Origin of the sequence: Demetria terragena DSM 11295 (assembly GCF_000376825.1) — a bacterium.
GTDB lineage: Bacteria > Actinomycetota > Actinomycetes > Actinomycetales > Dermatophilaceae > Demetria > Demetria terragena.
Window position 1 is genome coordinate 75,534 of sequence record NZ_AQXW01000003.1, and the last position, 18,792, is coordinate 94,325.

At 64.8% G+C, this 18,792-nt stretch carries 18 protein-coding genes; 15 read left to right on the plus strand and 3 right to left on the minus strand.

Annotated elements, in window-relative coordinates:
• Positions 1-15: 15 nt before the first annotated feature.
• Together F562_RS0102245 and F562_RS0102250 are read left to right on the plus strand one after the other, a co-directional pair.
• The gene (locus F562_RS0102245) at positions 16-687 is read left to right on the plus strand and encodes a response regulator transcription factor (RefSeq protein ID WP_026180941.1); all 672 of its coding nucleotides are present in this window, start codon (positions 16-18) and stop codon (positions 685-687) included.
• Positions 687-1,724, plus strand: coding sequence for an ATP-binding protein (locus F562_RS0102250; RefSeq protein ID WP_018155293.1), 1,038 nt, complete (start codon positions 687-689; stop codon positions 1,722-1,724). The genes F562_RS0102245 and F562_RS0102250 overlap by 1 nt, the downstream gene beginning before the upstream one ends.
• On the opposite strand, the gene F562_RS17750 is transcribed toward F562_RS0102250, so the two are convergent.
• Complete coding sequence (locus F562_RS17750) at positions 1,649-2,179, minus strand: GtrA family protein (protein WP_245553599.1); 531 nt, start codon at positions 2,177-2,179, stop codon at positions 1,649-1,651. The two genes, F562_RS0102250 and F562_RS17750, sit on opposite strands and share 76 nt — an antisense overlap.
• Before the next feature lie 92 nt (positions 2,180-2,271).
• On the opposite strand from F562_RS17750, the gene F562_RS0102260 reads away from it, so the two are divergent.
• The 6 genes from F562_RS0102260 (at position 2,272) to F562_RS20005 (ending at position 8,074) form a co-directional block, all read left to right on the plus strand.
• Positions 2,272-3,444, plus strand: coding sequence for a 5-(carboxyamino)imidazole ribonucleotide synthase (locus F562_RS0102260; RefSeq protein ID WP_018155295.1), 1,173 nt, complete (start codon positions 2,272-2,274; stop codon positions 3,442-3,444).
• Positions 3,441-3,995 carry a 5-(carboxyamino)imidazole ribonucleotide mutase gene (gene purE, locus F562_RS0102265; protein ID WP_018155296.1) on the plus strand — a complete coding sequence of 185 codons (555 nt, stop codon included), beginning with the start codon at positions 3,441-3,443 and terminating at the stop codon, positions 3,993-3,995. Before F562_RS0102260 ends, purE begins: the two co-directional genes overlap by 4 nt.
• Before the next feature lie 141 nt (positions 3,996-4,136).
• On the plus strand, positions 4,137-4,661 hold the full coding sequence (locus F562_RS0102270) for a hypothetical protein (RefSeq protein WP_018155297.1): 525 nt from the start codon (positions 4,137-4,139) through the stop codon (positions 4,659-4,661).
• A gap of 17 nt (positions 4,662-4,678) precedes the next feature.
• Positions 4,679-5,845, plus strand: coding sequence for an acyl-CoA dehydrogenase family protein (locus F562_RS0102275; protein ID WP_040385190.1), 1,167 nt, complete (start codon positions 4,679-4,681; stop codon positions 5,843-5,845).
• Positions 5,846-6,001: 156 nt separating this feature from the next.
• Complete coding sequence (locus F562_RS17755; protein ID WP_211206422.1) at positions 6,002-6,469, plus strand: DDE-type integrase/transposase/recombinase; 468 nt, start codon at positions 6,002-6,004, stop codon at positions 6,467-6,469.
• 126 nt (positions 6,470-6,595) lie between these two features.
• The gene (locus F562_RS20005; protein WP_018155300.1) at positions 6,596-8,074 is read left to right on the plus strand and encodes an HNH endonuclease signature motif containing protein; all 1,479 of its coding nucleotides are present in this window, start codon (positions 6,596-6,598) and stop codon (positions 8,072-8,074) included.
• Positions 8,075-8,181: 107 nt separating this feature from the next.
• Here F562_RS20005 and F562_RS0102290 read toward each other — a convergent pair whose 3' ends face one another.
• Entirely contained in the window at positions 8,182-8,673 is a 492-nt protein-coding gene (locus F562_RS0102290) for an Lrp/AsnC family transcriptional regulator (protein ID WP_018155301.1), read from the minus strand.
• A 192-nt stretch (positions 8,674-8,865) separates the two neighbouring features.
• Between F562_RS0102290 and F562_RS0102295 the strand changes: the two genes are divergently transcribed.
• The 7 genes from F562_RS0102295 to F562_RS0102325 are packed head-to-tail and all read left to right on the plus strand — an operon-like array spanning position 8,866 to position 17,511.
• Positions 8,866-10,365, plus strand: coding sequence for an aminobutyraldehyde dehydrogenase (locus tag F562_RS0102295; RefSeq protein WP_018155302.1), 1,500 nt, complete (start codon positions 8,866-8,868; stop codon positions 10,363-10,365).
• Between the two features lie 3 nt (positions 10,366-10,368).
• Positions 10,369-12,033 carry an amidohydrolase gene (locus tag F562_RS0102300; protein ID WP_018155303.1) on the plus strand — a complete coding sequence of 555 codons (1,665 nt, stop codon included), beginning with the start codon at positions 10,369-10,371 and terminating at the stop codon, positions 12,031-12,033.
• Between the two features lie 14 nt (positions 12,034-12,047).
• Entirely contained in the window at positions 12,048-13,220 is a 1,173-nt protein-coding gene (locus F562_RS0102305) for an ABC transporter ATP-binding protein (protein ID WP_018155304.1), read from the plus strand.
• A complete protein-coding gene (locus F562_RS0102310; protein WP_018155305.1) occupies positions 13,213-14,364 on the plus strand; it encodes a polyamine ABC transporter substrate-binding protein in 1,152 nt (383 codons plus the stop codon). The genes F562_RS0102305 and F562_RS0102310 overlap by 8 nt, the downstream gene beginning before the upstream one ends.
• Positions 14,361-15,275: an ABC transporter permease gene (locus tag F562_RS0102315; protein ID WP_018155306.1), complete on the plus strand. Its 915-nt coding sequence runs from the start codon at positions 14,361-14,363 to the stop codon at positions 15,273-15,275. The genes F562_RS0102310 and F562_RS0102315 overlap by 4 nt, the downstream gene beginning before the upstream one ends.
• Positions 15,272-16,132 (plus strand): ABC transporter permease, encoded by an 861-nt coding sequence (locus F562_RS0102320; RefSeq protein ID WP_018155307.1) that lies wholly within the window; start codon positions 15,272-15,274, stop codon positions 16,130-16,132. The genes F562_RS0102315 and F562_RS0102320 overlap by 4 nt, the downstream gene beginning before the upstream one ends.
• A gap of 2 nt (positions 16,133-16,134) precedes the next feature.
• A complete protein-coding gene (locus F562_RS0102325) occupies positions 16,135-17,511 on the plus strand; it encodes an NAD(P)/FAD-dependent oxidoreductase (RefSeq protein WP_018155308.1) in 1,377 nt (458 codons plus the stop codon).
• 3 nt (positions 17,512-17,514) lie between these two features.
• On the opposite strand, the gene F562_RS17765 is transcribed toward F562_RS0102325, so the two are convergent.
• Positions 17,515-18,687, minus strand: coding sequence for an LCP family protein (locus tag F562_RS17765; protein WP_083915431.1), 1,173 nt, complete (start codon positions 18,685-18,687; stop codon positions 17,515-17,517).
• Between the last annotated feature and the right edge of the window lie 105 nt (positions 18,688-18,792).

The window sequence follows — 18,792 nt, forward strand, 5'->3', positions numbered from 1 at the left end:
GCGACGACCGGGCCGATGACCCGAGTTCTCCTTGCAGAGGATGACCCGGCGATCTCGGAGCCACTGGCGCGCGCGCTGCGCCGTGAAGGTTATGAGGTGGACATTTGCCCGGATGGCCAGTCGGCGCTGGATGCCGCTGAGCGATCCCCTGACCTTGTCCTGCTCGACCTCGGGCTCCCTGTAATCGACGGCCTGGAGGTATGCCGTCGGATGCGCAGCGACGGGCGAACCTTCCCCGTCCTCATCCTCACCGCGCGGGCCGACGAGGTCGACACCGTGGTCGGTCTCGATGCGGGGGCTGACGACTATGTCACCAAACCGTTCCGGCTGGCTGAGCTGCTGGCACGCGTCCGGGCGCTCCTGCGTCGGGCGCCCATCGAGATGGAGCAGGAAGCCGTTCACCTCGACACCGATGCGCGCCGGGCCTTCCTGGGGGACAGCGAACTTCAGTTGACCGCCAAGGAATACGACCTGCTGCGGGTGCTGGTCCGCGAGTCCGGAAAGGTGGTCTCGCGCGAACAACTCATGCGCGAGGTGTGGGACACCCAATGGGTGGGATCAACCAAGACCCTCGACATGCACGTGTCCATCTTGCGTCGCAAACTTGGCGAGGACGCCTCGGAACCCAAGTTCATCACGACCATCCGCGGGGTTGGTTTCCGCTTTGATCCGGAGGGAACCATCTAGTGTCCCTGCGCGACCGGCTGCTGCGGTCGAGTTTCTTGACGCTTGTCGTCGCGGCGACGATCGCGGTTGCTCCCGTCGTGGTTTTCGGCGCGGTGTATGCCGTGCTGGCGTGGCCGCTCAGCCAGATCGCCGTCATGAACCTCGTGGTCCTCGGTGGCTGGCTGGTGCTGGCGCTCTGCGGGCTTGCTGTGGGTCGGAGGATGGCGCGTCGCGCGGCCGAAGACATCGCGGAGCCGATGACCGACTTGGCAGTCCAGGCCGGGGCGATCGGCCGACGTCCCCCTCCTAAGCACTCGCTGGAGTCTGGGATCGAGGAGGTCGACGCGGTATCCGAAGTGCTGAGACAGCGTGCCCTGGAGATTACCCAGCGATTGGCGAGTGAGCGCGAATTCGCCTCGGACGCGTCACATCAGTTGCGGACTCCGTTGACGGCGTTGCTGATTCGCCTGGAAGAGATCACGCTGCTCGACGACCCGGTGGAGATGCGCGAGGAGGCTGCGGTCTGTATCACCCAGGTGGAGCGGTTGACGAGGGTTGTCGATGACCTTTTGCGGCGGACCCCGGCTGGACCTGACGGCGAACTCGCTGACACGCCACTGGATTCGGTGTTGGCGGAGTTGCAACAGGAGTGGCAGCCGACGTACGCGCGTGCTCGGCGCAGCATCAAGGTCGTCGGTCAGCGCGGCCTCCGATTGCATGCACGACGTGATGACCTGCTGCAAATCATCTCTACTCTGCTGGAGAACTCGCTCAAACATGGTGCAGGCCTGGTTGAGGTCGGCGCCGAACAGAGCGGTCCTTCAGTCGTGCTTGAAGTCGGTGATGAAGGTCAAGGCGTTGACCTGGCGCTGGCTCCGTACATCTTTGAGCGGCGTGTCACAACGGGCGGGACCGGTTTGGGTCTGGGCTTGGCTCGGGACCTGGCCCAGGCGAACGGTGGCCGCCTGGAACTGGTCGAGGCTCAGCCCGCGCGGTTCGGGCTATTTCTCTCGGCGTCGGCCGATCCGCCGGAGGAGTTCGATCCCTCACTGCTGTGAAGGTCATCGGGTTCTGGGTCGCCGACGTATTCATGGGCGAAGACGACTTGCCGGTACGCCCAGAAGCGGAACAGTGTGCCGAGGCCGATGCCGATGAACGCGTTGACGTTGGTGGCGAGCACGCTGTCCATGCCCAGCGCGTAGTGAGTGAAAGCTAGCCAGGCAGCGGAGATGGCGAGGCCGATCCCGTTCACTCCGAAAAAGAGCGTGACCTCGTGGGCGACGGGTCGGTTGTTGCGGTGGCGGAAGGTCCACCAACGATTGCCAATCCAGGCGACCACGGTCGCGACCGCGCCGCTGAGGATTTTGGCGGTGGTGACTTTGTCATCGAGTGGTCCGTGAGACAGCAGATTGAAGCCGCCCATGTCGACGACGAATGCGACAGCGCCGACGATGCCGAACTTCGCTGCCTCACGCCACAGAATGCCCATGGCGCCCCGGAGGCGGTCAAGCACGAGTGGACCCCTTGCGATTCGGTGCTGACGTCAGTACGGACCGACAGTACGCGACGCGGGCGGCGCCTCATAGGCTGGCGCCTGTGACTGGCATGCCTCTGCGCGCTCCCGGATCGTTTCCCGTCGTGGGCATCATCGGCGGTGGACAACTCGCCCGGATGACTCAACCTCCCGCGATCAACCTGTCCATCACCCTGTCGGTGCTCGCCGAGAGCGAGGAGGCCAGTGCGGCGTTGGCCGTGCCATCGGCACCGGTGGGCGCCTGTAGCGACCTCGAGGCCGTACGCGCCTTCGCGCGCACTTGCGATGTGGTGACCTTCGACCACGAACAGGTGCCGGCTGAGGTGTTGGCTGCGCTCCAGGAGGACGGCGTGGTGATGCATCCTTCGCCGGAAGCCCTGGTGTTTGCGCAGGACAAGCTGGCGATGCGTCGGCGCTTGAGTGCCGCTGGGCTGCCCTGCCCAGCGTGGGCGGAAGTCGCGAATCTCGCAGCACTGGAGACCTTTGGGCAGGAACACGGTTGGCCGGTCATCGTGAAGACCCCACGGGGCGGCTATGACGGCAAGGGCGTCCGCGTCGTGCAGTCGGCGGCCGAGGCGTCCGACTGGTTTGAGCGCTCAGCCGGGCAGCCGTTGCTGGCCGAAGAGAAGGTGGCCTTCACGCGCGAGTTAGCGGTGATGGTGGCCCGTAGCCCCTCTGGGCAGGCTGCGGTGTGGCCGGTCGCGGAGACCGTTCAGGTCGACGGCATCTGTACCGAGGTCCTGGCCCCCGCTCCTGAGCTTGACTCCGAGCTCGCCGCGCAGGTGGCCGCCGATGCGTTGACGATTGCGGGCGATCTCGACGTCACCGGGGTGATGGCCGTGGAGATCTTTGAAACGGTGGGCTCTGACGGGGGCGCGACGTACGTCATCAATGAGTTGGCTATGCGGCCGCACAACAGCGGGCACTGGACGATTGACGGGTCGGTCACCAGCCAGTTCGAGCAGCACCTGCGAGCGGTGCTCGACCTGCCCCTGGGCGATCCCTCGCCGCGGTCCCGCTGGACCGTGATGGGCAATGTCCTCGGCGGCGACTATCCCGAGTTGTATCCGGCGTACCGACACCTTCTGGCGCGAGACCCCGGGCTGAAGGTCCATCTCTATGGCAAGGGTGTCCGTCCGGGCCGAAAGATCGGACACGTCAATGTGTCCGGTGACAACCTCAACGATCTTCGCGAGCGGGCGCGCCACGCCGCTGACTACTTCCAGGGAGTGATTACCGAATGAACGCGGTCACACATCAGGAGGATTCACCCACGGTGGGCCTGGTCATGGGCAGTGACAGTGACTGGCCGGTGATGCAGAAGGCAGCCGAGGCGCTGCGGGAGTTCGGGGTGCCCTTTGAGGCCGATGTCGTCTCCGCTCACCGAATGCCGCACGAGATGATCGACTACGGCAGTCAGGCGGCGGACCGCGGCGTGCGCGTGATCATCGCGGGAGCTGGGGGAGCGGCGCACCTTCCCGGCATGCTCGCGGCCGTGACACCGCTTCCAGTGATCGGAGTGCCGGTGCCCCTCAAGCACTTGGACGGCATGGACTCGCTGCTGTCGATCGTGCAGATGCCTGCAGGTGTGCCCGTAGCGACCGTCTCCATCGGTGGTGCGCGCAACGCTGGCCTGCTCGCCGTACAGATCCTCGCGGCAGGCACCGACGAGCGGGCCGTCGGCCTGCGTCAGGCGATGGTCGAATTTCAGAGGAGTCTCAAAGACTCCGCCTATGCCAAGGGTGAGGCGTTGCGACGCCAGGTTGCCGAGCAGGCTGGCCCCCGCCAGGCCTGAGTCGCGGGCACGGTTCTGTCCACAGGCGATGCCGTGCGCCTGCCTCGGTCGGCGAGTTGTCCACAGCCCACCCTGATGCAGGCGCGATCTGGCCGCGGAGCACTGAGAGTTGAACTCCCTTCACATCATCGGGAGTTGACCATGAGAATTCGTATCCTCGTCCTTGCAGTTCTGGCGACATTGCTCACCGCCGCGCCGGCCGCGGCGTTCGACCTTGGGCGGGTGAGTCCACCGGCGCCACGCTGGGATGCCGGGCAGGTGGTCGAAGTCGGCGCGGTGCGCGTCGCGGGCATTCCCACCGCGCTCGGAACGCCGCAGGTCTTCGCCTCGCAGGGCGACGACGATGAGCAGATTGAGACGGCGGTGTGGGAGCGCCGGGCGGGGGATGGCTGGCAGGTGGCCGGATCGGCAACGGTGGTTCGTGCTCCTTGGCTTGCGGGAGCCAGCGCGTCGGTCCGGTGGTTTATTGCCTGGCAGGAGCGTCCCGCAGCCGAGGCGGTGTATCGCCGGGTGACTCTGGCCAACGGGGGAACTGCCTGGGTGGCAAAGGATCAGATCATCTGGCAGCCCGAACCGGGAGCGATCGCCTCCGTCCGGCTGCATCGGCACTTCGCCAGCGTCGAGCGCTTCCGGCGCATCGCCGGGTGGAGCACGGTCGTCGGCTGATCGGTAAGGTGCCATTTGTGACTGGCAACCCAGACTTCGACCTGTTCAAGATCTCCGAGGACCACGAGATGCTGCGCGACGCCGTACGCGCCGTGGCTGAGGACAAGATCGCGCCGCATGCGGCTGATGTCGACGAGAAGAGCCGCTTCCCACAAGAAGCCCTCGACGCGCTCGTCGCGGCCGACTTTCACGCGCCGCACATCGCCGAAGAGTACGACGGCGTCGGTGCCGATGCTCTCGCGACCTGCATCGTCATTGAAGAGGTGGCTCGGGTCTGCGTGTCGTCTTCGCTCATCCCTGCGGTCAACAAACTGGGTTCGATGCCGGTGATCCTCGGCGCGTCCGAGGAGATTAAGGCGAAGTACCTCACGCCGGTCGCCAAGGGCGAGGCGATGTTCTCCTATGGGCTCTCCGAGCGGGAGGCTGGCTCCGACACTGCGGCCATGCGCTGTAAGGCGACGGCCGATGGTGATGACTTCATCCTCAACGGGCAGAAGTCCTGGATCACCAACGCCGGAGAGTCCCGGTTCTACACGGTGATGGCGGTGACTGACCCTGATGGCGAGCGCGGCCGCAACATCAGCGCGTTCGTGGTGGAGAAGGACGACGACGGCTTTAGTTTCAGCGAGCCGGAGCGCAAGCTCGGGATCAAGGGAAGCCCGACTCGTGAGCTGCACTTCGACAACTGCCGTATCCCGGGCGATCGCATGATTGGTGCGCGCGGCGAGGGCCTCAAGATCGCCCTGCGCACGCTGGATCACACGCGTGTCACCATCGGCGCCCAGGCGGTGGGAGTCGCACAGGGTGCACTCGACTACGCGCTGGGTTACGTGAAGGAGCGCAAGCAATTCGGCAAGGCGATCGCCGAGTTCCAGGGCCTGCAGTTCATGCTCGCCGACATGGGGATGAAGGTCGAGACCGCACGTCAGATGGTCTACGCCGCAGCCGCGAAGTCTGAGCGCGGTGACAAAGATCTGACCTTCTTCGGTGCGGCCGCTAAGTGCTATGCCTCCGACATCGCCATGGAGGTCACGACCGACGCCGTGCAGCTTCTGGGTGGCGCGGGATACGTCAAGGATCATCCGGTCGAGCGGATGATGCGCGATGCCAAGATCACCCAGATCTACGAAGGCACCAACCAGATCCAGCGCATGGTGATGGCACGTCAGCTGCTCAAGGGCTGATCCCGGGCGAGTGGTGCACACGCGGCCGCACCACCCGTGAGAGCCCGTCGATGCTGACCGACCAGATCAAGGGCCAGGCCGTCGCCGTGCGCGCCTCGCTGGAGGCCTCCGGCCTGGACCACGGACCGATCCAGTGTGCACGACAAGATGCATGCGATGGGACCGCCGGTGGTGCCCTCCACGGCCTCGCTGGCCCGGGTCTTCCGTGCGGCCAGCGTCGCTCGCGTGCAGCCGAAGAAGAAGCCGCGTTCGGCGTGGCGACGGCTCGTGTACCCGGCGCCGAACGCGTGCTGGCAGCTCGACGCCACCGAGCACGTGCTGACCCGTGGCCGCAGGTGCGTGATCTTCCAACTCATCGATGACCACTCCCGCTACGCCGTGGCATCGCGCGTCGCTCGGGGCGAGACCGTCAAGGACGCGATCGCGGTCTTCGACACTGCCGTGGTCGCCCACGGGGTGCCACAACGGCTGCTGTCGGACAACGGGCTCGCACTGAACCGTCCCGGCGCGGGTTTGCGCCCGGCACCGAGTATGTCGGCAACGGACGTCCCCCCCAGGGGCCCGTCCGAAGATCCAGCGACTGTCAGCGAACTCCTGACACACCAACCGTCACCGATGTCCTGAGATAGACCTGTCACCGATCTCCTGAGACATCACAAGGAATGCGCGACCAACCCTTGACTAACCTCGAACGTATGTTCGATAATGAAGGTACGTCGAACCCATCAATCATCGTCGGAGGTGTCCCCAGTGAATGCTCACAGTTCGCCGCCTGCTGATGTGGGGACTGAGTTGGTGATGAGCGCCGCTGAGTGCGCGCGGCTCGTGCTCGATGGTCTTGCTGGGCTCGCGACGGTGGACACCGTTCGACACCAATTAGGTACTCGCGATCTCGCCATCTTCACGCGAAATGTGTTGGCAGTGCTGCAAATTGCTGAGACTGCGGCGGTGGCGTTGGTTGCTGAGGCGATTCAGCGTGGCGTCGTGGTCGAATCCACTGCGGCGGGTGCTGCGCAGTGGGTTTCGCGACTGAGCACGGGCGAGGCAATCGAAGGGTTGTTGCCTTCGACCAGCCCCGGGACCGCTGGGCCGCTGGTGCGTCTCGATGGCGCCCCCGAATGCCCCGTGGCAGAAGATACGGACCCCTCGGAAGGTGGGGCGCCTACTCTGCCGGGGGTAGAGCTCGCGGTAGCGACACGAATCGCCAAGGTCGCGTCCGCTTGCACCGAGCCCCGCAACGAGTTGTTGGCGACAGCGCTCGCCACTAACCATGTCGGGGTGGCCGGTGCGCGCACTGCCCTGATCGAGGTCGACAAGGTCATGCCCGTCCTGCCCGAGGGTACGCGAGACGCGGTCCTCGGGCATTTTCTGTCGCTCCCTGCTGGTTCGGGGGCTAGGGCGATCCGTGAGCTTTCGGGGCGGGTGATCGCAACCTATGCCGATGAAACCTTTCTTGAAGACCTTGACGACAAACTCGACGCGGCCGAGTCCGTGACGTGGTCTGAACTGCCTAACGGTATGCACCGTCTGACCGCAGAACTCGGGCCGTTACACGCCGCGCAGGTGAAGCATGCGATCGACGCGCTCTCTGCGCCCGCGATCGGCAGCACGTGTTGTGACGACGTCTTCCATCGTCACGCGGGTGGCGAGAAGACCGGTGAGATCGACGCGCGTACGGCTGGCAAGCGTCGCGCTGATGGGTTCGTGCTGCTGGTCACTCGTGGCAGCGCGGCCATTGACGACGACGGCGCGACCCCCACGAGCGGTCCGGCCAGGATCGTCGTCACCATCGACCACGACGTGCTCGCCGGTCGGCTTCGCGGCCACGGTCGCACTGACGTCGGCACCTCCCTTGGTGCACATCAGGTTCGTCGAATCGCGTGCGACGCCGACATTCTGCCCATGGTCCTGGGGTCCCGGGGTGAACCTCTCGATGTCGGGCGATCTAAACGCCTGGTCACCCGAAGTCTTCGCGCGGCCGTGGCCGAACGCGATCGATGTTGCACCTACCCAGGATGCGACCGCCCGCCAAGTTGGTGCCAGGTCCACCACATCGTGCCCTGGTCCGAAGGCGGCCCGACCTCACTGGACAACTCTGCCCTCCTCTGCCAGCGACACCACACCGTCGTGCACCGCGAGGAATACACCGCGAAGGCAGACGCGGTCGGTGTCACCTGGGACCTGCGGCCCGGCTCCATGCGTCACCATGCCGCCGAAGATGCAGCATGAGGCAGCATGAGAACGAGGGTTGTGATGGTCTCGATGCGGCGGGTCACGATCGGGCTCGCGCTCCGGGGCTCGCCTACTCGGCCGTGCTGGCGGCGTCGGCGCCGAGATCAGCGAGTGCCCCAGTTATAGCGCTGACTCCATAGGGCCAGATAGGGCATCGTCTCGGTGTCCGTGACTCCGGGAATGCGGCGCACGGCACCGAGCAGATCGACGAGTTCAGCGTCGTCGCTACACACGACCTCGGCGACGATGTCGAAGTTGCCCGCTGTCACGACGACATAGGTGACCTGCTCTAAGGCGGTCACAGCATCGGCCGCCGCCGAGACTTCCCCGGCGACTTTGATGCCGACGAGCGCAATGCGACCAAAGCCGACCTGGAAGGGGTTGGTGACGGCCACGATCTGGAGCGTGCCGTTGCTGATCAGCTTGCCGACCCGTTGGCGTACGGCCGCCTCAGATAGGCCGACGGCCCGCCCAATCTCGCCATAGGTCGCGCGCCCATCGCGCTGCAACTCCTCGATGATCCGCTTGGCCTTGTCGTCAAGGGGTGCCTCATCGACTGCTCGATAACTCCGCGTGCTGTGGGGCTGCTCTGCCATGGCCTCAACCTTCTGATATCACTCCATTAAGACAACGATATTCGGAGAATAACCTATCTTGGCGACGAAATACGTCTCGAAAGACAACCAAAGTTGCGAATACGGTGGTCATGGTGCCGCTGACCCTGTAGCGTGATGTGCCTCACGTAATGGCAAGAACAGCGGGCGGTACAGCGCCGGGAGGGTCCACAGATGCAGTTCATTGCAGGCGAATACCGACAGGGTCATGGAGCCGAGCACGTGCTCGTCAATCCAGCCACGGGAAACGAATTGGGGCGCTACCCGTTGGCGAACGATCGCGATGTCGACCTCGCGGTCGCTGCGGCTAAGGATGCCTACCCCGCCTGGCGGGATGCGACTCCTGGCGATCGGGCCGATGCGCTGCTCGCGCTCGCCACGGGGCTTCAGGAGCGGGCGCAGGAGTTGGCGACAGTGGAATCCCAGCAGACAGGCAAGTCCATTCGGCTGGCGGGCGAGTTCGACGTCCCGGGAACCATCGACAACGCCAAGTTCTTTGCGGGCGCGGCCCGCCACCTCACGGGCTTGGCCGCGGGGTCGTACTGGCCCAACTCGACCTCCTTCACGCGTCGCGAGCCCCTCGGTGTCGTCGGGTCTATCGCGCCGTGGAACTACCCGCTCCAGATGGCTGCTTGGAAGATCTTTCCCGCGGTGGCGGCCGGCAACACCATCGTGCTCAAGACGTCAGAGTTGACTCCGGGGACCTCGCTTCTGCTCGCCGAGATCGCCACTGAGGTGGGTATGCCGCCTGGGGTCATCAATGTCCTTGCTGGCGACGGCGCGCACTGCGGAGAGGCGCTGGTGCGCCACCCCGATGTGGTGATGACCTCCTTCACCGGATCGACCAAAGTGGGACGTCGGATCATGGAAATGGCAGCGTCCAAGGGCGCGCGAGTCCATCTCGAACTCGGCGGCAAGGCGCCTCTTGTCGTGTATGACGACGCTGACCTGGAGGCCGCCGCCCGGGGCGCTGTTGCAGGTTCGATCATCAACGGCGGCCAGGACTGCACTGCGGCGACCCGTGCCATCGTGCATTCGTCACTACACGACCAATTTGTCGAGCGGGTCGCGGCCATTATGAACGACGTCGTGATCGGACCGCCGGACGACGTCACCACCGATCTGGGCTCGTTGATCTCGACCGTTCACCGGGATCGTGTGGCGGCGATCGTGGATCGAGCGCGCTCGCACGGCGCGACTATCGTCTGTGGCGGCGGGATTCCCTCGGATTGGAACGCCCCGGAGACCGCCTACTTCCAGCCCACGTTGATCGCGAATGTCGCACCCAGCGATGAGGTGTGGCGCGAGGAGATCTTCGGACCGGTGCTGGTCACGACGCCCTTCGAGACCGACGAGGAAGCCATCGCGCTCGCCAACGACACGCCGTACGGCCTAGCCGCAAGCGCCTGGACGACCTCGACGCGACGAGCCCTTGACGCGGCGGCGCGGATCGAGGCCGGATGCGTCTGGATCAACGAGCACATCCCGATCGTCTCGGATATGCCCCACGGCGGCTATAAGGCATCAGGCTTCGGCAAGGACATGTCGCAGTTCTCGTTCGAGGAGTACACCCAGGTGAAGCACGTCCTCATCGACCAGACCGACAGTCCGAGGCGGGAGTGGCAGGACATCGTCTTCACCACGCGCGGCACCAACACGGTGAGCGGAGCCTGAGGCGTGAGTTCTGAAGCAGCAGCGGTTGATTCGGGCGCCAACCTCGTCATCCGCAACGCCGTGCTGTGGGACGGCATGGAACGGCTCGACGCCGATAGCCTCGTCGTCACGGACGGCATCCTGGCCGAGGTCGGATATGACGTCGCGTCCTCATCTGCGCACGAGGTTGTTGACGCGCGTGGCGGCCTGGTCACCCCCGGTTTCGTGGATGCCCACGCCCACCCGGTGATGGCAGGCGTCGAGGCGCTCTCGTTGGATGTCTCCGCCTGCGACTCCGCGCAGGAGACGCTGCGTCAGATTGGTTCCGCCCTCCAGGCAGGGAGTGGCTGGTTGACCGGTGGCGGCTGGTCCATGTCCGACTTTCCCGGTGGCGCCCCGACAGCGGCCGCGCTCGACCGGCTCGCCATGGACCTCGGCGAGGCAGCAGCCCGCCGGCCGGTATGCCTGGTGAGCGCCGACCATCACTCCCTCTGGGTCAACAGCGTGGCCTTGCGTTGTGCCGGGATCGACCGCGCGACCGATGTACCCGAAGGGGGAGTCATCGAGCGGGACACCCATGGCGAACCCACCGGGACCCTGCACGAGTCGGCCATGGACCTGATGTCCGCGCATCTTCCGACCCGTACGCCAGCCGAGCTGCGCGCTGGACTGTTGGAGGGGCAGCGGCGCCTGCATGAAGTGGGCGTCACGGGTTACAACGACGCCATTGTGGGCGATTATGGCGGCCACACGAGTGCATACGACACCTACCGGCAGGCGGAGCTCGATGGCGACCTGACGGTCGAGGTGACGGCCTCGCTGTGGTGGCCACGCGGCCTGACCGAGGACGATGTCGACCAACAGGTCGCTGTGCTGCGTGGACAGAAGGTCGACGGCCCTCGGTTCCGCGCCACCAACGTCAAGTTCATGTTGGATGGCATCGTCGAGTCACGCACCGCGTCGATGAGCGCGCCCTATCGCTGCGATTGCGCAGGCGAAGGAACGAGCTACTTCACCCGCAACCACTTGCGGCGGGCCTTTGCCGCGGTCGAGGCAGCGGGTTTCGACATCCACTGTCACGCGATCGGGGACCGCGCGACACGAGATGCGCTCGATGCTCTGGAGGGCATCGTGTCGGCCCGAAGGCGTTCCGACGTCAGGCATCACCTGGCTCACGTGCAAGTCGTGGATCCGCGCGACATCCCGCGCTTTGCCGCCCTCGGGGTGAGCGCCAATCTGCAGGCGTTGTGGGCGCATTACGACGATCAGATGGTCGCGCTCAACCTTCCGCTCCTGGGCGACGATCGCGTCCAGTGGCTGTACCCGTTCGGTGATCTGGCCGCCAGTGGGGCGCACTTCGCGATGGGCTCGGATTGGCCGGTGAGTTCGCCGGATCCCTGGCAGGCGATGCATGTCGCGGTCAACCGCACCCACCCGACCGGTGTCCGCCCGGAGCCACTTCTGGCGCAGCAGGCGATTGATCTGGCGACGGCTCTGCGGGCCTACACCACGGGCTCAGCCCACTTGGGGCGTACCCGGACCGCCGGACGCTGGTCGCTCGGCGCTCCCGCCGACCTTGCCCTGGCGAGTTCAAACCCATTCACCACACCGGTGGATCACATTCATGAGGTGACCAACGCTGCCACCGTTGCCGGGGGCCGGCTTGTCCATCGCGCTGCGGACGTCTGAGAAGGAGACCAACCATGCCGACGACCACCGATGAAAACGCCACTGCCACAGACCATCCGGACGAAAATTCGGGTGGCGCGCTGACACTTCGCAGTGTGCGCAAGGACTTTGGCGGGGTTACCGCGCTCACGGCGATCGACCTGGAGATTAGGGCTGGTGAGTTCCTCTCGCTCCTTGGTCCCTCTGGCTGTGGCAAGACCACCTTGCTGCGGATGATTGCGGGATTCGAGGCACCCACCTCGGGCTCTATCGAGCTCGACGGCCAGGACCTCACTGCGCTGCCGCCCTACCGCCGCCCGGTCAACACGGTCTTTCAGTCGTACGCGCTCTTCCCGCATATGACAGTCGCCGACAACGTGGCCTATGGGCTGAAGCGCTCGGGTGTGCCCCGGCGCGAGATTGGCGCACAAGTGATGGAGGGCTTGCGGCTGGTGCGGATGGAGTCTTTCGCCGACCGAAAGCCGGCAATGCTGTCGGGCGGTCAACAGCAGCGAGTGGCGTTGGCTCGGGCTCTGGTCAACCGACCCCGCGTCCTTCTGCTCGATGAGCCGATGAGCGCGCTCGACCGCAAACTCCGTGAGGAGATGCAACTTGAACTCATCCGGTTGCACTCCGAACTCGGACTGACCTTCATCTTCGTCACCCATGACCAGGAAGAAGCGCTGGCCATGAGCGATCGGATCGTCGTGCTCGAGGGCGGGATGGTGCAGCAGATCGGCGGGGCAGAGGACATCTACCGCGCGCCAGCTAACGCCTTCGTCGCTGGCTTCATCGGGCGGCAGAACTTCCTCGACGTCACATTCGATGCGGTCTCCGGCGATATGGCACAGCTGCGCGCAGAGCACGGTGTGCTGACCGTGCCGGCCGCGCTGGTGACCGACCGTGCACCGGGGGAAAAGCTGCGCGCGACGGTGCGCCCAGAGACCATCCGGGTGGCGAATGCCGAGGGAAGTCAAGGTGTTTCGAGTGCGACGGACACGTCGAACGAGGTAGTCGGCACGCTGATGGGCGAGTCATTCCTTGGCGATGTGGTGCAGTACCTCGTGCGCCTGCCGAACGGCCAGGAGGTCGTGGCCCGGGCCAGCGCTGTGGCGGCGCCCACGGTTCACGAGGGGCGTCCGGTTCGCCTGAGTTGGGCGTCGGAGGCGGTCGCCGTCTTCAACGCCGTAGGCGCGAGCGATGACTGAGCGAGTGCGAGTCCTGGGATCTGCAGGGCTCAGCCATCGACTCACCCGACGCGGCATGTTGACGGGGCTGGCCGCTGCCGGAGTCGGCGTCGTCAGTGGTTGCGGGAGCGGAAAGGTCGCATCCTCGCCGCCACTCGACGGCGAGCGTGAAGACCAACTGACCATGTACTCCTGGGGTGACTACGACGACCCCGCGGTCCTGAAGGCATTCCGGAGGAAGTTCGACGTCCTCCTCCAGGTCGACTCTTTCGGGTCCAACGAAGAGATGATGGCCAAACTGGGCGCTTCTCGCGGTACCTCGGGCTACGACATCGTGGTGCCCACGGGCTTGGTCATCCCGCAGATGGTCAAACACGATCAGCTGCAAAAACTCGACAAGTCCCTGTTGCCCAACTTGTCCACGATGGATCCCAACTTCCTTGGGCAACCCTTTGACCCCAAGAACACCTACTCGGTGTGCAAGAACTGGGGTACGACCGGCTTTGTCTTCGACAAGACCGTCCACCGAGGCCGCTACACCAGTTGGAAGGACTTCTTGGACCTTGCCAAGGGCCCCGCTTCCGGCAAGACGTCGCTCCTCGAAGACCCGTGGGAGGTGTGCTCGATTGCTCTCGGGATCAGCGGGTACGACTTGAATACCGTTGATGCCCAAGAACTTTCGAAATGTCGGGACATAGTTGTCAACCAGTTGGCGCCGCACGTTCGAGCCTACTTGAGCAACGTGTCGACCCCGATGGGCCAAGGAGGCTTCACACTGATGCAAGCCTTCAACGGCGACGCCCGCCTCGGCATGCAGGAGAGCGACAATCCCGAGCGATGGGCCTTCGTCTTTCCCTCCCCGTCTGCGAATTTGTGGACGGACAACTGGTGTCTCGCCACGGGTGCGCCGCACCCGGATGCCGCGCACGACTTCATCAACTACATCATCGCGCCTGACCAGGCCATGGCCGAGGTGGATTATCACGGCTATCCGACCGGGTCGAAGGTGTTCTTGGACCCGAAGGTCGCGTCCAAGTTTGACCTGTCGGAGTTGATTTTTCCCACCCAGAAGGTGCTCGACCGACTGACCGTGTCGGAGTTCGGCAGCGGTCAGCAGGCGAGAGTCGACATCCTCACCCGCGCCAAGGTCAGGAGCGGAGCATGAAACGAATCGCCGAACGATTCATGGGCCCGGGCGCATTGGCCTTCCCGACGTGGGCATATGCCGTCTTCTTCTTCGTCGTGCCCGTCGCCCTCGTGCTCTTCTATAGCTTTGGTTACAAGCCCGACGAGTTCACCGCTGTCGCAACGGACTCGCTCACCTTCGACCGATACGGCGAGGCGCTCAGCGGGACCTTCCTCACGACGTTCGGCCATACCCTTCGGATCTCGATCTTGGGGACGGCGTTGTGCCTGCTGATCTCCGTGCCGTTCGCCTATTGGCTCGCGGTGAAGGTGTCGCCGGGGCGCCGCGGATTGTTGCTCGCTCTGGTCATGATTCCGTTCTGGACCAACTTCCTGGTGCGCACCCTGGGCTGGCAGATCATGCTCTCGCCGCAGGGATTCCTCTCCGACGGTCTGCAGTCCCTTGGACTCACGGATTCACCGCTTGAGATCTTGTACACGCGGCTCGCGGTTCAGATTGGTGTGGTTTACAACTATCTGCCGCTCATGGTGCTCCCGCTCTTCGTTGCCATGGACTCCGCTGGCAAGTCATTGCGTGAAGCGAGCCAAGACCTAGGAGCCGCTCGCTGGTCGACCTTTCGACACATCACGCTCCCGATGGCGATGCCGGGCGTGGTCAGTGGGTGCCTGCTGGTGTTCATCCCGCTGACCGGAGATTACGTGACCGCCTCCGTACTCGGTGGTGCGAGCGGCTCGATGATCGGACAGAGCATTGCGGATCAATTCAATACGGCACAGAACTGGGCGCTAGGTGCAGCAATGGCTGTCGTCCTGGTGCTCGCCACCGTCACCGTCCTGGCCCTTGCGGCAATCCTGAGTTGGGTTATCCGTCGAGTTCTGGCCCGTATCAACCGCATTGAGCTGCCGACGAGCGAAGGAGCAGGCGCATGACCATGCACAGTCGTCGGCGATCGTGGACCGATATCGGCCTTTTGCTGTGGGGATGCGCGGTCTTCGTGTTCCTCTTCTTGCCGATCGCGGTCATCGTCGTCTACTCCTTCAACAACGGCCGCATCCTGACCAACCTGTCCGGGTTCGGGCTCAATGCGTACGACAGCGCCCTCAACAACGAGATCATCCGGTCATCAGTGGCGACCTCTCTCAAGGCGGCCGCCGGTTCAGCAGCGCTTGCCACGGTGCTTGGTACGGCGGGCGGTATCGCCCTGGCGCGAGCCAGGCGTGGAGCGTGGTGGGCCGTCGGTCTCACCGTCCTCCTTGGCCTGACCCTGGTCACCCCGGAAATTGTGGACGGTGTGTCCTTCTTGCCCTGGTTCGTGACGCTGGGTGTTGACGGCGGCCTGACACCGTTCAACAACGGCATGGTTCGTCTGGTCATCTCGCACGCGATGTTCTCGGTGGCCGTGGTCACCTTCATCGTGCGGGCACGGATGGCCGGCGTCGACCGGTCGCTGGAAGAAGCCGCCGGTGACCTCGGCGCCAATGGGTGGCGTGCGTTCAAGGACGTCACCTTGCCTATCGCAGCGCCTGGCGTACTGGCGGGTGCGCTGATGGCGTTTACGCTCAGCCTGGACAACACGATCTTGTCGAGTTTTGTCCAGCAGCCTGGCTACACCCCGTGGCCGGTCTACATCTTCTCCTCGCTCCGGGTCGGTTTGCGGCCCGAAGTGGCGGCGATGTCCACCATCATGTTGCTCCTGACCTTGGTGGCACTTGCCGTGGTGGCGGTGGTCTTGCGCCGATCCGGAGATTCATCAACAGCCATCGTCAAGGCGATGGCGGGGAGTTAGGCATGAAGAGTGCGCTCGAGGGTATTTCCACCCTTCCCTTCTGGCTCGATGACCCGGCGCGGCCGGAGCCGACCCCACCTCTGATCGGCCCCCGTGGCGCCGACCTGGCAATCGTGGGTGGTGGATTCACCGGATTGTGGACCGCGTTGCAGGCCAAAGAAGCCGATCCAGATCGGTCCGTGGTGCTGCTTGAAGCCGAGACCGTCGGATGGGCGGCATCGGGGCGCAATGGCGGCTTCTGCTCAGCCAGCCTCACCCACGGGGCCGACAACGGTGCGGCCCACCTGCCGGGCGAGAACGCGCGCTTGATCGAGTTGGGGTTGGAGAACCTCGATGCCATCGAAGCGAGTGTGGCCCGTTACGACCTCGACTGCGAGTTCGAACGGACTGGCGAAATCACGATCGCGACCGAAGCGTACCAAGTCGAGGACTTGCGCGCTGGGCACGACCCGGCCCACGGGATCTACTGGCTGGACCGGGACGAACTCGCTGCCCGGGTGCGCTCTCCTCAATACCTTGGCGGACTGTGGGACTCACGCGGTAACGCCATGATCAACCCAGCGAAACTCTGTTGGGAGCTCCGCCGAGTCCTCCTCGAGCTCGGCGTCACCGTCCACGAGAACAGCCCGGTGCGTTCGCTGACCGCAGACTCCACGAGCGTCACGCTGAAGACCGATCGCGGTTTGGTCAAAGCGAACCGAGTTGCCTTGGGCACCAACGTTTTTCCGTCACTGCTGCGCCGAACCCGGCTGCACACCGTTCCGGTTTACGACTACGCCCTCATGACTGAGCCCCTGAGCGCCGAGCAGCTCGAAGCGATCGGTTGGCACGGGAGAGAAGGCCTCAACGACAGTGCCAATAGATTCCACTACTTCCGGCTCAGCGCGGACAACCGCATCCTGTGGGGTGGCTGGGACGCCGTCTACCACTTCGGGGGTAAGGTCCAATCCCGCTACGACCAGCGCCAAGAAACCTTCGAGACCCTGTCGCGGCAGTTCTTCGAGACCTTCCCCGACTTGCGCGGGCTGCGGTTTACGCACGCCTGGGGTGGAGCCATCGACACCTGCACCAGGTTTTTCCCGTTTTTCACCACCGCGCACGACGGTCGGGTTGCCTACACCGCCGGATTCACCGGCCTCGGTGTCGGTGCCAGTCGGTTCGCAGGTCGGGTGATGCTCGATCTGCTGTCGGAGACAGACACCGAACTCACCCAGTTGGAGATGGTGCGCTCCAAGCCGCTGCCGTTCCCACCCGAGCCCTTTGCCTGGGCAGGGATCACGGCCACGACCAAAGCCTTGATTGCGGCCGATGAGAACCAGGGTCGGCGCGGTCTGCTGTTGCGGACCTTGGACCGGTTCGGGCTTGGCTTCGACAGCTAACCGCTAGGGCTGGACGTTGGGCGACTGGTCGTTGTTCAACGCGTTGAATAACGCCTTTGCCTTCGGCTCGTCCCAAAACACATAGTTGCCCGTGCGGGACTCATCGATCGGCACCTGGATCGACTGACCCGACCCGCCACTCACCTTGCGCAGCGCCATGAGGATCCGGAAGGCATTCCACGGCGACTGCTCCTGGTCCACGGCGACCCCCTGGGCGCCCTCGACGCCCATGTTGCGCAGCTTCCACGGGTTCAGCACATTCTGCGGCGAGGCCATTTTTTTGGTGAGTGCACCGAGGAACTCGCGCTGGCGTTCGGCGCGGCCGAGGTCGCCCCGCGGGTCGGAATAGCGCGCCCGGACATAGCCAAGTGCGTTCTTCCCGTCGAGTTCCTGGCAACCGGCCGGCAGGTCGATGTGGGCCTTCTCGTCCTTCATGGGCTTGTCGAGGCACATCTCCACGCCGCCGACAGCGTCCACCACGGAGGCGAACCCACCGAAGCCGATCTCCATATAGCGCTCGATCCGCAAACCGGTCTCTTGCTCCACAGTCTGGGTGAGCAGTTTTGGCCCGCCTCGCGCATAGGCCGCGTTGATGCGGCTTTCACCGCGGCCAGGAACCTGGACGAGGGAGTCGCGGGGCAGAGACACCAGCGTGGGGTCACCACTTTCGGGCATGTGCAAGACCATGATCGAGTCGGTACGCCGCCCCGCAGCAGACCCCGTGCCCAGTTCCTTGCGTTCTTCGCCGCTCAAACCCTCGCGTGAGTCCGATCCCACGAGCAGGACATTGGTGCCCTTGCCTTCCGCGGGCCGATTGTCCGTGGGAATCGCATCCACCTTCTCCACGGACTTCCAGGCGGAGTTGGCGGCCCACAGGATCGCGCCGATCCAGAGCAGCAGGACCACCAGGATTCCGGCGATCCACTTGCGTGCTCGTCCCCGGCGTCGCCGAGGAGGACGCGGCGGGCGAGGTGGCTGGCCTCCACCTGGTCGCTGGGGCGGGCGACCACCTGCTGGGGGAGGCGCGGGACGCCCGGTAGGAAGTTGCTGCGTGCGATCGGGGCCGTACCCCTGGTCGAAGTCACCACTCTGCTGACTTGGGGCGTACTGCGGACGGGAGCCAGGTGGAATGGCCTGAGTGTCATCGGCTGCGGCCCGACGGGGGCGCTGCGGCATCGGCCGAGCGTCGTCACGGGGCGGCGGTGCTGGGCGTCCAGTGGGCATCGCCTCGGTGTTATCAGAGGCCGGGTGTCGCGGGAGGCGGCGGCGGGGCTGATCATC